The 14,693-nt window shown below is 73.9% G+C and carries 15 protein-coding genes; 2 read left to right on the top strand and 13 right to left on the bottom strand.

The features are described 5' to 3' along the window. Positions 1–66 precede the first annotated feature (66 nt). Positions 67–453: a hypothetical protein gene (locus SYYSPA8_RS17820; RefSeq protein WP_323448192.1), complete on the top strand. Its 387-nt coding sequence runs from the start codon at positions 67–69 to the stop codon at positions 451–453. A 59-nt stretch (positions 454–512) separates the two neighbouring features. Here SYYSPA8_RS17820 and der read toward each other — a convergent pair whose 3' ends face one another. The 5 genes from der to SYYSPA8_RS17795 all read right to left on the bottom strand — a co-directional run bounded on the left by der (position 513) and on the right by SYYSPA8_RS17795 (position 5,040). Beyond that, positions 513–1,961, bottom strand: coding sequence for a ribosome biogenesis GTPase Der (der, locus tag SYYSPA8_RS17815; protein ID WP_323448191.1), 1,449 nt, complete (start codon positions 1,959–1,961; stop codon positions 513–515). Positions 1,962–2,018: 57 nt separating this feature from the next. Then, on the bottom strand, positions 2,019–2,612 hold the full coding sequence (locus SYYSPA8_RS17810) for a lysophospholipid acyltransferase family protein (RefSeq protein ID WP_323448503.1): 594 nt from the start codon (positions 2,610–2,612) through the stop codon (positions 2,019–2,021). An 83-nt stretch (positions 2,613–2,695) separates the two neighbouring features. Then, positions 2,696–3,379, bottom strand: coding sequence for a (d)CMP kinase (gene cmk / locus SYYSPA8_RS17805; RefSeq protein WP_323448190.1), 684 nt, complete (start codon positions 3,377–3,379; stop codon positions 2,696–2,698). Positions 3,380–3,700: 321 nt separating this feature from the next. Further along, positions 3,701–4,786 carry a prephenate dehydrogenase gene (locus SYYSPA8_RS17800; protein ID WP_323448189.1) on the bottom strand — a complete coding sequence of 362 codons (1,086 nt, stop codon included), beginning with the start codon at positions 4,784–4,786 and terminating at the stop codon, positions 3,701–3,703. Then, positions 4,783–5,040: a chorismate mutase gene (locus tag SYYSPA8_RS17795; protein WP_323448188.1), complete on the bottom strand. Its 258-nt coding sequence runs from the start codon at positions 5,038–5,040 to the stop codon at positions 4,783–4,785. Before SYYSPA8_RS17795 ends, SYYSPA8_RS17800 begins: the two co-directional genes overlap by 4 nt. A 173-nt stretch (positions 5,041–5,213) precedes the next feature. On the opposite strand from SYYSPA8_RS17795, the gene SYYSPA8_RS17790 reads away from it, so the two are divergent. Further along, the gene (locus SYYSPA8_RS17790; RefSeq protein WP_323448187.1) at positions 5,214–5,906 is read left to right on the top strand and encodes a nucleotidyltransferase domain-containing protein; all 693 of its coding nucleotides are present in this window, start codon (positions 5,214–5,216) and stop codon (positions 5,904–5,906) included. Positions 5,907–5,920: 14 nt separating this feature from the next. Here SYYSPA8_RS17790 and SYYSPA8_RS17785 read toward each other — a convergent pair whose 3' ends face one another. The 8 genes from SYYSPA8_RS17785 to ald form a co-directional block, all read right to left on the bottom strand. Then, positions 5,921–6,958, bottom strand: coding sequence for an ADP-ribosylglycohydrolase family protein (locus SYYSPA8_RS17785; RefSeq protein ID WP_323448186.1), 1,038 nt, complete (start codon positions 6,956–6,958; stop codon positions 5,921–5,923). After that, positions 6,955–7,791 carry an NUDIX hydrolase gene (locus SYYSPA8_RS17780; RefSeq protein WP_323448185.1) on the bottom strand — a complete coding sequence of 279 codons (837 nt, stop codon included), beginning with the start codon at positions 7,789–7,791 and terminating at the stop codon, positions 6,955–6,957. Before SYYSPA8_RS17780 ends, SYYSPA8_RS17785 begins: the two co-directional genes overlap by 4 nt. 242 nt (positions 7,792–8,033) lie before the next feature. Then, positions 8,034–9,176, bottom strand: coding sequence for a pseudouridine synthase (locus SYYSPA8_RS17775; RefSeq protein WP_323448184.1), 1,143 nt, complete (start codon positions 9,174–9,176; stop codon positions 8,034–8,036). 68 nt (positions 9,177–9,244) lie between these two features. Further along, a complete protein-coding gene (gene scpB, locus SYYSPA8_RS17770; RefSeq protein ID WP_323448183.1) occupies positions 9,245–9,913 on the bottom strand; it encodes an SMC-Scp complex subunit ScpB in 669 nt (222 codons plus the stop codon). Beyond that, positions 9,910–11,040, bottom strand: coding sequence for a segregation/condensation protein A (locus SYYSPA8_RS17765; protein WP_407706024.1), 1,131 nt, complete (start codon positions 11,038–11,040; stop codon positions 9,910–9,912). The genes scpB and SYYSPA8_RS17765 overlap by 4 nt, the downstream gene beginning before the upstream one ends. A gap of 321 nt (positions 11,041–11,361) precedes the next feature. Beyond that, the gene (locus SYYSPA8_RS17760; protein ID WP_323448181.1) at positions 11,362–11,910 is read right to left on the bottom strand and encodes a hypothetical protein; all 549 of its coding nucleotides are present in this window, start codon (positions 11,908–11,910) and stop codon (positions 11,362–11,364) included. Further along, entirely contained in the window at positions 11,895–12,989 is a 1,095-nt protein-coding gene (locus SYYSPA8_RS17755) for a ParA family protein (RefSeq protein ID WP_323448180.1), read from the bottom strand. The genes SYYSPA8_RS17760 and SYYSPA8_RS17755 overlap by 16 nt, the downstream gene beginning before the upstream one ends. Positions 12,990–13,459: 470 nt before the next feature. After that, complete coding sequence (ald, locus tag SYYSPA8_RS17750) at positions 13,460–14,575, bottom strand: alanine dehydrogenase (protein WP_323448502.1); 1,116 nt, start codon at positions 14,573–14,575, stop codon at positions 13,460–13,462. Between the last annotated feature and the right edge of the window lie 118 nt (positions 14,576–14,693).

Genomic DNA, 14,693 nt, shown 5'->3' with positions numbered 1-14,693 from the left:
CCCGGGGGCCGGTGTCCCGAGCGGGCCGGGCAGTGACGGGCCGGGGGCGTGCGTCGTTTCAGGTACGTGCACTCATACGACCCCAGCCGCCATCCGTACGGTCAGGTCCCCGCGATGCGGCCCGCGCACGGGACACCGCACGACCACTCCCGCGCGCCCCTGGCGTCCCCCGCCGTTCCCCCGGCGGCCCCGACACCCCTGTACGACGCCCTGTGCGCCGAGTACCGCAGGGCCTTTCGGACCCTGCCCGGGGACCGGAGCGGCGAGGAGGACCTGGCGTTCCGGTCGTTCGGCGGCGGGCCACTCGCCCCCTTCCACGGGATGGGGCCGCTGGCCGGTCTCCACAGCCCCTACGCGGGCGCCGGTGCGGGCTGGCAGCCGTACGCCGCTCCCCGCGCCCCCGCCGGGCACCATCCGGCGGCGCTGCCACCGGCCCCGCGCCGGGGCGTGTGACACACCGCTGCCCCGGCGCGGGCGGACCCGTCCGGGGCAGCGGGGGCGACGGCGGTCGCCTACTTCTTGCGGCCGCGCTTCTCGCGGACCCGGACCGAGATGTGGATCGGGGTGCCCTCGAAGCCGAACTCCTCCCGCAGCCTGCGCTCCACGAAGCGGCGGTAGCCGTGCTCCAGGAAGCCGGAGGCGAAGAGGACGAACCGGGGCGGCTTGGTGCCGGCCTGGGTGCCGAAGAGGATCCTCGGCTGCTTGCCGCCCCGGATCGGGTGCGGATGGGCGGCGACCAGCTCGCCGAGGAAGGCGTTGAGACGGCCGGTGGGCACCCGGGTCTCCCAGCCCGCGAGCGCGGTCTCGATCGCGGGGACCAGCTTCTCCATGTGCCGGCCGGTGACCGCCGAGACATTGACGCGGGGCGCCCAGGCGATCTGGCCCAGCTCGGTCTCGATCTCCCGCTCCAGGTAGTAGCGGCGCTCCTCGTCGAGGGTGTCCCACTTGTTGAACGCCACGACCATCGCCCGGCCCGCCTCGACGGCCATGGTGATGATCCGCTGGTCCTGGACGCTGATGGACTCGCTGGCGTCGATGAGGACGACGGCGACCTCCGCCTTCTCGACGGCGGCGGCCGTGCGCAGCGAGGCGTAGTAGTCGGCGCCCTCCTGGAGGTGGACCCGGCGGCGGATGCCGGCGGTGTCCACGAACTTCCAGGTGACGCCGCCCAGCTCGATCAGCTCGTCGACCGGGTCGCGGGTGGTGCCGGCCAGCTCGTTGACGACGACCCGCTCCTCCTTCGCGACCTTGTTCAGCAGGGAGGACTTGCCGACGTTGGGGCGGCCGATGAGGGCGATGCGGCGCGGGCCGCCGACGGCGGTCCCGAAGGACTGCTCCGGGGCCTCCGGCAGGGCCTCCAGGACGGCGTCGAGCATGTCGCCGGTGCCCCGGCCGTGCAGGGAGGAGACGGGGTGCGGCTCGCCGAGGCCGAGCGACCAGAGCGCGGCGGCGTCCGCCTCGCCGCTGGGCCCGTCGACCTTGTTGGCGCAGAGCACCACGGGCTTCCCGGCCCGGCGCAGCAGCCGGACGACGGCCTCGTCGGTGTCGGTGGCGCCGACGGTGGAGTCCACGACAAAGACGACCGCGTCGGCGGCCTCGATGGCGTACTCGGCCTGGGCGGCGACGGAGGCGTCGATCCCGAGGACGTCCTGCTCCCAGCCGCCGGTGTCGACGACCTTGAAGCGGCGGCCCGCCCATTCGGCCTCGTAGGTGACGCGGTCGCGGGTGACGCCCGGCCGGTCCTCCACGACGGCCTCACGGCGGCCGATGATCCGGTTCACCAGGGTCGACTTGCCGACGTTGGGGCGGCCGACGACGGCGAGGACGGGCAGCGGGCCGTGGCCCGCCTCGTCGAGCGCGCCCTCGACGTCCTCCAGGTCGAAGCCCTCTTCCGCGGCAAGCTCCATGAACTCCGCGTACTCGGCGTCGCCGAGTGCTCCGTGGTCGTGCTGGTCGTTCATGAAGTCCGTTCCTCTGTCGTCAACCGGACCGCCGGTGGGCGGTCCACAGCTCAAGTCTTACCCGGCGCGCCCGGTGAGGCGCCTGGCGTTTTCCAGATGGACGCGCAGCCGCTCCTGGATGCGGGTGGTGGCCTCGTCCAGGGCCGTGCGGGTGCGGCGGCCGCTGCCGTCCCCGGCCTGGAAGGCGTCGCCGAAGACGACGTCCACCCGGCCGCGGAGCCGGGGCAGCGCGCTGATCAGCCGTCCGGGCCGCTCGTCGCTTCCCAGCATGGCGACCGGGACGACCGGCGCCCCGGTGCGGACCGCGAAGTAGGCGAGGCCGGCGCGGAGCGAGGCGAAGTCGCCCTCGCCCCGGGAGCCCTCGGGGAAGATCCCGAGGACGCCGTCGTGCTCCAGTACGGCCAGGGCGCCGGTGACGGCGGTGCGGTCGGTGCCCGAGCGGTCCACCTTCAGCTGCCCGATGCCCCGCAGGAACGGGTCCAGCGGGCCGATGAACGCCTCTTTCTTGATCAGGAAGTGCACCGGCCGGGGCGCGGTGCCCATCAGCATCGGGCCGTCCAGGATATGGGTGTGGTTGACCGCCAGGATCACCGGCCCGGTGGACGGCACCCGCCAGGCGCCGAGGACCCGGGGCCGCCACAGCCCGTACATCAGGCCGATGCCGATGCCCCGGCCGACGCCGGCGCCCCGCGCGGAGGGGGTGTTCTCCCCCGGCCGGGCGGGGGCGGCCGTGGTCACTCGCCGGCCTGCTTCTCGCGGACGAGGGTCACCACGCACTCGATGACCTGCTGGAGGGTGAGGTCGGTGGTGTCCACCTCGACCGCGTCGGCGGCCTTGGCCAGCGGGGACGTCTTGCGGCTGGAGTCGGCGGCGTCCCGCTTGATCAGCGCCTCGCGGGTGGCGGCGAGGTCGGAGCCCTTCAGCTCGCCGCTGCGGCGGGCGGCGCGGGCCTCGGCGGACGCGGTCAGGAAGATCTTCAGATCGGCGTCCGGGAGGACGGTGGTGCCGATGTCCCGGCCCTCGACGACGATGCCCAGGGGGGCGGCGGCGGCGATGGAGCGCTGGAGTTCGGTGATCCGGGTCCGCACCTCGGGGACGGCGCTGACGGCGCTGACCTTCGAGCTGACGTCCTGGGTGCGGATGGGCCCGGAGGCGTCCGCCCCGTCGACGGTGATGGTCGGCCCGGCCGGGTCGGTGCCGGAGACGATCGCGGGCTTGTCGGCGGCGGCGGCGATGGCGGCCGCGTCGGCGGTGTCGACCCCGTTGCTGATCATCCACCAGGTGATCGCCCGGTACTGCGCGCCCGTGTCCAGGTAGCTCAGCCCCAGCTCGGCGGCCACGGCCCTGGACGTGCTCGACTTGCCCGTGCCGGCGGGGCCGTCGATGGCGACGATCACGGATTCCACGGTGGCGGACACCTTTCCTGAGGTGGGGAGAGGGGCCGGCGAAAGTGCGGTGGGCCCCTGACAAGGTTACCGATTGCCGGGGCCCGTCATGGACACGCGTAGGGCGGACCGGCCCCGGGGTGCCCGGCGGGCACCCGGCGCGGGCCGGCCGCGCGCCGCTAGGGAGTGTCTTCACAGTAGCGTCGTCCGCCCGGAGGGCGGGCCCGGCGGGGTCTGGTGCGGTGCATCGCAAGGCGGAGGAAGGAGTCCATGCGGAGCATCGGCGACTGACGACAACGCAGCGAGGTGCCGTGCCAGGGCACGCCGGGCAGACGGGACTGTGAAGACACGACCTTACTGACGGATGGACCAGCCGCGTTCGCGCAGCGCCGCCGCCAGCACGGGGGCCGCGGACGGCTCCACCATCAGCTGCACCAGACCCGCCTGCTGCCCGGTGGCGTGCTCGATCCGGACGTCCTCGACGTTGACGGCCGTGCGGCCCGCGTCGGCGAAGATCCGCGCCAGCTCGCCCGGCTGGTCGCTGATGAGCACGGCGACGATCTCGTACGCGGTGGGGGCGGCCCCGTGCTTGCCCGGCACCCGGGAGCGGCCCGCGTTGCCCCGGCGCAGCACGTCCTCGATCGAGGCGACGCCGTCCTCGCGCTTGGCCTCGTCGGAGGAGTCCAGCGAGCGCAGCGCCCGTACGGTCTCGTCCAGGTCGGCGGCGATCCCGGCGAGCACGTCGGCCACCGGGCCGGGGTTGGCGGAGAGGATCTCGACCCACATCCGGGGGTCGGAGGCGGCGATCCGGGTGACGTCCCGGATGCCCTGGCCGCACAGGCGCACCGCGGTCTCGTCCGCCTCCCGCAGCCGGGCGGCGACCATCGAGGACACCAGCTGGGGGGTGTGGGAGACGAGGGCGACGGCCCGGTCGTGGGCGTCGGCGTCCATGACGACGGGGACGGCGCCGCAGAGCGCGACCAGCTCCAGGGCGAGGTTCAGGACCTCGGTGTCGGTCTCGGGGGTGGGGGTGAGCACCCAGGGCCGGCCCTCGAACAGCTCGGCGGTGGCGGCCAGCGGCCCGGAGCGCTCCTTCCCGGACATGGGGTGGGTGCCGATGTACGCGGAGAGGTCCAGGCCCAGGGCCCGCAGCTCGCGCCGGGGCCCGCCCTTGACGCTGGCGACGTCGAGATAGCCCCGGGCGATCTTCGCCCGCATGGCGTCGGCGAGCGCGGTGGCGGTGTGGGCCGGCGGGACGGCGATGATCGCGAGGTCGACGGGGCCCTGGAGCGGGTCGTCGGTGCCGGCGCCGAGGGCGGCGGCGGTCCGGGCCCGCTCGGGGTCGTGGTCGATGAGGTGGACGGTGACGCCCCGCGCCACCAGGGCGAGGGCTGCGGACGTACCGATCAGGCCGGTTCCGATGACGACGGCGGTTCTCACTGGGCGATGTCCTTGCGCAGAGCGGCGGGGCCGAGGTACCCGTGGGTGGTCCCGGACCGGTCGGGGCCCGACTCGACGTGGGCGGGCATCCGTACGGCACGGGGCACGGCGCCGGTGACGTCCGGCTTCCGGGCGGGGCCCGGGGTGGGGTGCGGGACGGTGCGCGCGGTGGCGTTCCGCCCGACGCGTCCGCCCGGGTGTCCGGCGCCGTCCCGTTCCCGCCGGACGGCTCCCAGGACCGCGCCTACCGCCACCGTGTGCTCCTTGCCCGCTCGTGTCCGTGGATGCTCCGATCAGCGTAGTCAGCGGCCGGGCCGCGCGCTCCCGCGCCCACCGGCGCAGCGCTCGGCGGCGGCGTGGCCGGTGGACCGGCGGACCCCCGATAACCAGGGGCCCGAGCCCCCCGCCTGCTCATAGCCTGTCGCCCATGACCCCGGAAGAGCTGGTACGCGACCACACGATCTATTCCTGCGTCATGGGCTCCCGGGCCCATGGGCTCGCCGGCGCGGACAGCGACATCGACCGCCGGGGCGTCTTCCTGGCGCCGACCGAGCTGTACTGGCGGTTCGAGAAGCCGCCCACTCATCTCGAAGGCCCGGCCGACGAGCAGTTCTCGTGGGAGCTGGAGCGCTTCTGCGAGCTGGCGCTGCGGGCCGACCCCAACGCCCTGGAGTGCCTGTACTCCCCGCTCGTGGAGCGGATCGACGAGCGGGGCCGGGAGCTGCGGGAGCTGCGCGGGGCCTTTCTCTCGCGGCGGGTCCACGAGAGCTTCGTGGGTTACGCCCTGGGCCAGCACCGGCGGCTGGAGGCGCGGCTGGCCCAGGGGCGCGAGCCCCGCTGGAAGCAGGCGGTGCACCTGCTGCGGCTGCTGCTGTCCTGCCGGGACCTGCTCCGTACGGGGGAGCTGGTCCTCGACGTGGGCGCGGAGCGGGACCGGCTGCTGGCGGTGAAGCGGGGCGAGGTCCCCGCCGCGGAGATCGGGCGCTGGGCACAGCGCGCGGTGGCGGAGGCGGACCGGGCGCTGGCGGGGAGCCCGCTGCCCGGCGAGCCGGACCGGGCGCGGGTGGCGGACTTCCTGCGGCGGGCCCGCCGTGCGTCGGCGCTGCGGTCCCTGCCCTGAGCCCCGCGGTCCTGTCAGGCGTCCCAGAGCGCGCCCAGGGAGAGCAGGTCGCTGCGGTACTCGATCCGCTCGGACCACTGCTTGGGCCAGGCGTCCGCGCCCCGGTGGGCCCCGGCGAGGGCGCCGGTGATGGCGGCGATGGAGTCGGAGTCGCCCCGGGTGCAGGCGGCGCGGCGGACGGCCGTGACCGGTTCGCCGGGGAAGAGCAGGAAGCAGTGGAGCGCGGTGGCGAGGGCTTCCTCCGCGATCCAGCCGTCCCCGGTGGCGGCGCAGGGGTCGGCCTCCGGGTCGGGTGCGCGCAGCGCGGCGGCGAGCCGGTCCAGGGCGGCCAGGCACTCGTCCCAGCCGCGGGCGATGAACTCCTCGGGGGAGGGGTCCGAGGCGGTGAGGCTCCACAGGGCGCCGAGCCAGCGCTCGTGGTAGCGGGTGCGGTTCTCGTACGCGTACGAGCGCAGCCGTCCCACCAGCTGCTGGGGGTCGGCTCCCCGGGAGAGGAGGTGGACGGCGCGGGCGGTGAGGTCGGAGGCGGCGAGCGCGGTGGGGTGGCCGTGGGTCAGCGCGGACTGGAGCTGGGCGGCCCCGGCGCGCTGCTGGTCGCTGAGGCCGGGGACGAGCCCGATGGGCGCCACCCGCATATTGGCGCCGCAGCCCTTGGAGCCGATCTGGGAGGCCTGCATCCAGGGCAGCCGTTCATCGGCGAGGAGTTCACAGGCGACGATGCAGGTGCGGCCGGGGGCGCGGTTGTTGTCCGGGGAGGTGAGCCAGCGGACGAACTCCTCGCGCAGCGGCCCGGTGAGCCGGGGGCCGGTGAGCAGTCCCCGGTCCATGGCGGTGCGGACGGCCCGCCCCACGGCCAGGGCCATCTGGGTGTCGTCGGTGACGAAGGCGGGGGTGGGCAGTGCCATCTCCCGCCAGGGGCCGGTCTTCGCCAGGATCTGCGGTACGTCGTCGAACTCGGTGGGGAAGCCGAGGGCGTCCCCGATGGCGAGCCCGGTGAGCGCGCCGGTGGCGGCCCGCCGGGTGAGGGTCCCGGGGGACCTGAGGGTGTTCATGGGGAGGGTCGTCCTTCCGGTCGCAGGAGTGGCGGGTGCAGTGCGGACGCGGGGCCCGCGCGGTGGAGCGCGGCCGGTTTGCCCCGGCCGCCGGTGGGGCGCGGCGGGCCCTCGACGGCTTCGACGAAGCCGGGTGTGGCGAGGACCTTGCGCCGGAAGTTGGGCCGGTCGAGCTGGACGCCCCAGACGGTCTCGTACACCTGCTGCAACTCGCCGAGGGTGAACTCGGCGGGGCAGAAACGGGTGGCCAGGCAGGTGTATTCGAGCTTGGCGCCGATCCGGTCGTGGGCGTCGGCGAGGATCGTGTCGTGGTCGAAGGCGAGGGGTCCGGCGGTGTCGCGGGGGACCCACTGGGCGTGGGCCGCGTCGCCGCCGCCCCGGGGTTCCGGCAGATCGGGCAGGAGGGCGGCGTAGGCGACGGAGACGACCCGCATCCTCGGGTCGCGTCCGGGGTCGCTGTAGGTGCGCAGCTGTTCGAGGTGGAGCGGGCGGACGGTGTCGGCGCCGAGGCCGGTCTCCTCGGCCAGCTCGCGGCGGGCGGCCGCGCCCGCGGACTCGTCGGGGCGGACGAAGCCGCCGGGCAGGGCCCAGGAGCCGCGGTAGGGGGATTCCCCGCGCCGGACCAGCAGGACCTGGAGGCGGGCGTCGCGGACGGTGAAGACGGCGAGGTCGACGGTGACGGCGAAGGGCGGGAAGGCCCGGGGGTCGTACGCGTCCCCGGCCGCTCCGTCCTTTCCGTACTTTCCGTCCTTTCCGGCTGTTTCGGCCACTCCGGTCGTACGGGTCGCACGGGTCGCCCCGCCCGCTCCGGCCGTCTCGTCGTCAGCCCTCATCCGGCGTCCTCCCGGGGTCGCACGGGGGCCGGGTGCGCCACCCCCCGATGACAGTGGTCAACATGACCATAGTGAATGGTCATGTTGACTATAAAGCGATGCCGGGGGCGGCACAAGACACGGGAAGCCCGCGACCCGGGCGGGTCGCGGGCTTCTTCCGGGCGCCGGCCGGGCGGCCGGGCACCAGGGGTGCCGGAGCGGCGGCCCGCTGGGAGGGCCGGAGCGTCTACGGGGAGGGGGCTCTAGAGGCCGACTTCCTTCATCAGCATGCCGACCTCGGTGTTGCTCAGCCGGCGCAGCCAGCCGGACTTCTGGTCGCCGAGGCCGATCGGCCCGAAGGCGGTGCGGACCAGCTTGTCGACCGGGAAGCCCGCCTCGGAGAGCATCCGGCGCACGATGTGCTTGCGGCCCTCGTGCAGCACCACCTCGACGAGGTAGTTCTTGCCGGTGTTCTCGACCACGCGGAAGTGGTCGGCGCGGGCGTACCCGTCCTCCAGCTGGATGCCGTCCTTGAGCCGCTTGCCCAGGTCGCGCGGGATGGGCCCCTGGATGGCGGCGAGGTAGGTCTTCTTCACGCCGTACCGGGGGTGGGTCAGCCGGTGGGCCAGCTCACCGTGGTTGGTGAGCAGGATGATGCCCTCGGTCTCCGTGTCGAGCCGGCCGACGTGGAAGAGCCGGGTCTCGCGGTTGGTGACGTAGTCGCCCAGGTTCTGCCGGCCGTCGGGGTCCCCCATCGTGGAGACGACGCCCGCCGGCTTGTTCAGCGCGAAGAACAGGAACGACTGGGTCGCCACGGTCAGCCCGTCGACCTTGATCTCGTCGTTCTCGGGGTCGACGCGGACACCCTGCTCCAGCACGATCGAGCCGTTGACCTCGACCCGGCCCGCCTCGATCAGCTCCTCGCAGGCGCGGCGGGAGCCCACACCGGCCCGTGCCAGCACCTTCTGGAGGCGCTCGCCCTCCTGGTCCCCGAAGGTCTTGGGGGTCTTGATCTCGGGCCGCTGGGCGTACCGCTCGCGGTTGCGCTCCTCGGCCCGCGTGTCGTACTCGCGGGAGCGGGCCGGGGTGGTCCGCCCGGCCGCGCCGCGCTGGGGCGCCTGGGACTGCTTGGGGCCGCCCTTGGCGCCGCCGCGCGCTGCCGTGCCCCGGCCCTTGCGCTGGCCGCCGCTCCCCTTGTCCTCCGGGGAACCGCCCACGTCGTAGCGGCGCTCCTCGGGACGGGGCCGGCCGGCGCGCTTCTGCTGGTCGTCGCGGCTGTTCCCGGCACCCCGGTAGGTGCCGCGCCCGCCGCCGCTGCCGCTGCTGCCGCTGCCGCCCCGGTTGCCGCCGGCGCCCCGGTTGCCCCGGCCGCCGCTGTTCCCGCTGTTCCTGCCGCTGCTTCGCATCAAAGTTCCGTCGTTGGAGTGTCTGGACATCTGGTATTCGGTCGTGCTTGTCGTACGTGTCCTGCGTGTCATGCGCCCGGTGCATGGCCGCCGTGCCGTGCGCCCGCGTCCGCCGGCTCCTCGTCCGGATCCCCGGCGAGGTCCCCGAAGGGGCCCGCGTCCGGTTCCGGGGCGTCCGGATCGAACGACGGTACGCCTTCCGCCGTCTCGGCCTCGACCGCGTCGGCCTCGGGGAGGAAGGGCGCCAGCTCCGGCAGCTCGTCCAGGCCGCGCAGGCCCATCCGCTCCAGGAAGTGGTTCGTCGTCGTGTACAGGATCGCACCTGTTTCGGGTTCCGTGCCCGCCTCCTCGACGAGGCCGCGCTGGAGCAGGGTGCGGAGCACGCCGTCGCAGTTCACTCCGCGCACCGCGGAGACCCGGGAGCGGCTGACGGGCTGGCGGTAGGCGACGACCGCGAGAGTCTCCAGGGCGGCCTGGGTGAGCCGCGCCTGCTGCCCGTCCAGGACGAAGCGTTCCACGGCGGCGGCGTGCTCGGGGCGGGAGTAGAACCGCCAGCCGCCCGCGACGAGCCGCAGCTCGAAGCCGCGGCCCTGGACGGTGTACTCGTCGGCCAGCTCCCGCAGGGCGTCCGCGACCGCCCGGGCGGGGTGGTCCAGGATCCTGGCGAGGTGCTCCTCGGTCGCGGGCTCGTCCACGACCATGAGCACGGCTTCCAGGGCGGGCTTGAGATCGCTCACGCCGGGTCCCTCTCCTTCTCCCCGGGCAGGTCCGGGGGCCGGTCGAACTCGTCCGTGACGGCGCCCGCGCCGTCCCCGCCGGTCCAGGTGACCGTCAGCTCCCCCAGGGCCTCGGGCTGCTCCAGGGTGACGGCCCGGTCCCGGTACAGCTCCAGCAGGGCCAGGAAGCGGGCGACGACGGTCAGGGTGTCCTCGGTGCCCTCGGCCAGCTCCCGGAAGGTGGCGTGGCCCCGCTCCCGCAGCAGCGCGACCACGATCCGGGCCTGCTCGCGCACGCTGACCAGCGGGGCGTGGATGTGGTCGACGTAGACCTGGGGCTTCGGCTTCGGCCGGGCCGCCTTCGCCGCCAGCCGGGCGAAGCCCTCGGCGCCGATGCTGATGACCACCTCGGGCAGCAGGTCGGCGTGGTGCGGTTCCAGGCCGACGGTCCGGGGGAAGCGGCGGCTCTCCGCGTCCAGGCGGTCGGCGAGGATCGCGGCGATCTGCTTGTACGCGCGGTACTGGAGCAGCCGGGCGAAGAGCAGGTCCCGGGCTTCGAGGAGGGCGAGATCGGCCTCGTCCTCGACCTCGGCGGCGGGCAGCAGCCGGGCCGCCTTCAGATCGAGGAGGGTGGCGGCGACGACCAGGAACTCGGTCGCCTGGTCGAGGTCCCAGTCGTCGCCCAGGGCCCGGATGTACGTCATGAACTCGTCGGTGACCTTGGAGAGGGCGACCTCGGTCACGTCCAGCTTGTGCCGGGAGATCAGCTGGAGCAGCAGGTCGAAGGGGCCCTCGAAGTTGGCGAGCCGCACGGTGAAGCGGCGCTCGTCACCGGCTTCGGCGCCCGCCGCCGACTCGGCCCCGGCCTCGGGCCGGGCATCCGCCGCCGCCTCCGGCTCAGCCTCGTGCTCGGAACCGGGCTCGGACCCGGGTCCGGCATCCGCCTTCGACCGGGCTCCCGGCTCCGGCTCGGGGTCGTACTCGGACCGGGCATTCGCCGCCGGCTCGGCCCCGGCGTCGGGGCCGTGCTCAGGCTCGGGCTCGGACTCAGGCTCAGGCTCCGCATCGGGCCTGCCATCCGGCTCGGTTTCGGTATCGGGTTCGGGCCGGGCTTCCGCCCCGGACGCCGACTCCGGCCGGGCACCCACCTCCGGCCAGGCATCCGGCTCGGGCTCCGGTGCCGGCGCAGGTCTCTCCCGTACCGGATCGGGGCCCTGGCCGGGAACGCGATCGGGAACATGGTCCGGAACGCGGCCGGGAGCGGGACCGGTTCCGCCGTCGGGACCGGGGCGTACGGGTTCCTCGCGCCCGGGCGCCGCCGGCACCGGCACCGCCCCTGGCCCGGGGCCCAGGGTGCGGCGCGGCGGGCGGGGCGGGTCGGCCTGGGGCATCGGGGGTCCAAACGGGCGGTGCGGAGGGCGGGCGGGCCGGCGGGGCCCGCGGGCAAGGGGGCCAGCGCGAGGCTACCCTCAGCGGCCCCGCAGCCGCCGCACGAGAATGCTCGCGTCGCCGCGCTGTTCCAGATCCGCGAGGACGACGGCGACGGCCTCGCGGACGATCCGGCCGCGGTCCACCGCGAGCCCGTGCTCACCGCGCAGCACCAGCCGCGCGTGTTCGAGGTCCATCAGCTCCTCGGCCGAGACATAGACCGTGATCTTCTCGTCGTGGCGCTCCCGGCCGCTGGGCCGGCGGTTCGCCCGGCCTCTCGGGGCCCGGCGGGCCGGGGCCGGGACGGCCTCCTGGGCCGGCTGGGCGGCCTGGGAGCGGCGCGCGCGGCCGCCGGCCGCCCCCGGGGGCTCCTCGCCCTGGCCACGGCCCTCGGAGCCCGCGGGGGAGCCCGTCGCCGGGTGCTCGGGACCGCCGGGACCGGCGGGGCTCTCCAGCGGGTCGCTCTCCGCCGCCGGGGCGGGCACCCGCGCGTCGCCCGCCTGCCTGCCGCGCGACGAGGGCGACAGGGCCGTCCCCCCGGTGGTACGGAACAGCTCGTCGGCGCCGGGCAGACTCACTCGGCGGGACACCGGGCGAGCACCTCCCTGGCGAGCTGGCGGTACGCGGCGGCGCCGACGGAGTTCGACGCGTAGGTGGTGATGGGCTCACCCGCCACCGTGGTCTCCGGGAAGCGGACGGTCCGTCCGATGACGGTGTGGTAGACGTGGTCGTCGAACGCCTCGACCACGCGCGCCAGCACCTCCCGGCTGTGCACGGTGCGGGAGTCGTACATCGTGGCGAGGATGCCGTCCAGCTCCAGGTCGGGGTTGAGCCGCTCCTGCACCTTCTCGATGGTCTCGGTGAGGAGCGCCACCCCGCGCAGCGCGAAGAACTCGCACTCCAGCGGGACGATCACCTTGTGGGCCGCCGTCAGCGCGTTGACCGTGAGCAGACCCAGCGACGGCTGACAGTCGATCACGATGTAGTCGTAGTCCGGCAGCAGGGGCTTCAGGGCGCGCTGGAGCGTGGACTCGCGCGCGACCTCGCTCACGAGCTGGACCTCGGCCGCCGACAGGTCGATGTTGCTCGGCAGCAGGTCCATGTTGGGGACCGCCGTCTTGAGCAGCACCTCGTCCGCCGACATGCCCCGCTCCATGAGCAGGTTGTAGACCGTCAGGTCCAGCTCCATCGGGTTGACCCCGAGGCCGACGGAGAGGGCGCCCTGCGGGTCGAAGTCGACCAGCAGGACACGCCGTCCGTACTCGGCGAGCGCGGCACCCAGGTTGATGGTCGACGTGGTCTTGCCCACGCCGCCCTTCTGGTTGCACATCGCGATGATCTTGGCGGGTCCGTGGTCGGTCAGCGGGCCCGGGATCGGGAAGTACGGCAGGGGCCGCCCGGTGGGACCGATCCGCTCGCGGCGCTGCCGCGCGGCGTCGGGCGCGAGGGTGGCCGCGTACTCCGGATCGGGCTCGTATTCGGCGTCGGGGTCGTAGAAGTGCCCCTCGGGGAGTTCCTCGTAGGCGGCGAAGTGGGTGGACTCTCGGCCACTCTCGTTGCCGGCCGTGGCGTTCACGTGTAGGCCGTCCGTCATCTTCATCGTGTGGGCTGTCGTCATGTGCGGGGTGTCCTGGCGTGTCGCGGGGGGCGCGAGGGAGCCGACCGCCATGGAGCCGACAGCACCCGGCCAGGACGCCGGGACCACTCCTCGTACGGACGTGACCGCGTGACCGCCTCCGGGAGTAAATGTCGACTCATTCACAAGTCGTCTTGCCTCCTTGGACGTGACCAGGACTTTATCGATAGGTCAGCGTGGCACCATGCCGACGGTTGGCGACTCTATGGCGTGTCACCGCTCCGCAGCAACACAATCCACCGGAGACGGCCCGATGTGTCGGCAACGGAACACCGTTCTGTCAAGGGTGCGCGCCCACCGTGACGGGCGGTGTCGTCAGGGTTCCTGGCGTGCGCGAATCGGGTGAAGGGTTGCGTACACGGCGAGTTGGGCGCGGCGCGCGGACGCCCGACACGCCGCCGGCCGGACCTCGCGGGGCAAGGTCCGGCCGGGTGGGCGATGTTGACGACGCGGGTTGACCGCGACGGCGGTTGTCAGCCGTTCTGTCGGCGCTGGCGGCTCTGTCAGCCGATGAGCGCGCCCAGTCCGGTGTGGGGCAGGCCGTGCGCCTCGGCGACCGGGCCGTAGACGACCTGTCCGTCATGGGTGTTCAGGCCGAGCGCGAGCGCGGGGTCGCGGCGCAGCGCCTCGACCCAGCCGCGGTTGGCCAGCTCCACGATGTACGGCAGCGTCGCGTTGGTGAGCGCGTACGTCGAGGTGTGCGGGACGGCGCCGGGCATGTTGGCGACGCAGTAGAAGACCGAGTCGTGGACGGTGAAGGTCGGCTCGGCGTGGGTGGTCGGACGGGAGTCCTCGAAGCAGCCGCCCTGGTCGATCGCGATGTCGACAAGGACACTTCCGGGCTTCATCCGGGCGACCAGCTCGTTGGTGACCAGCTTCGGGGCCTTGGCGCCGGGGATGAGCACCGCGCCGACGACGAGGTCGGCCTGGACGACGGCCTGCTCCAGCTCGTAGGCGTTGGAGACGATCGTCTGCACCCGGGTGCCGAAGATCTTGTCGGCCTCGCGGAGCTTGTTGATGTCCTTGTCGAGCAGGGTGACGTGGAAGCCCATGCCCACGGCTATCTGGGTGGCGCTCCAGCCGGAGACACCGGCGCCGATGACGACGGCGCGGCCCGCGTGGGTGCCGGGGACGCCGCCGGGCAGGACGCCGCGGCCGCCGGCCGAGCGCATCAGGTGGTAGGCGCCGACCTGCGGGGCGAGCCGGCCCGCGACCTCGGACATCGGGGCGAGCAGCGGCAGGGCGCGGGAGGCGGTCTCGACCGTCTCGTAGGCGATCGCGGTGGTGCCGGACGCCAGCAGGGCGTCGGTGCACTCGCGGGAGGCGGCGAGGTGGAGGTAGGTGAAGAGCGTCTGGTCCTTGCGGAGGCGGTGGTACTCCTCGGCGATGGGCTCCTTGACCTTCAGCAGCAGGTCGGCGGTGGCCCAGACCTCGTCGGCGGTGGGCAGGATGCGGGCGCCGGCGGCGACGTACTCGGCGTCCGTGATCGAGGAGCCGGCACCGGCGTTCTGCTCGACGACGACCTCATGGCCGTGGCGCACCAGCTCGTGCACGCCGGCGGGGGTGATCGCCACCCGGAACTCGTTGTTCTTGACCTCGCGGGGGATGCCGACCTTCACGTCGATCACGGTCCTTGGCTCAGGGGATACGGGGGGGTAATTCCATACATACCCGGACGTGGGGGACGCACCGGGAGACACCACGGATATGACGCGGTGGAGCCAGTTTAATGAAGGG

The organism is Streptomyces yaizuensis, assembly GCF_034961445.1.
In the GTDB taxonomy this organism is placed as follows: Bacteria; Actinomycetota; Actinomycetes; order Streptomycetales; family Streptomycetaceae; genus Streptomyces; species Streptomyces yaizuensis.
The sequence above is the reverse complement of the archived record's forward strand: the minus strand, read 5'-3'. Positions and strand labels throughout refer to the sequence as shown.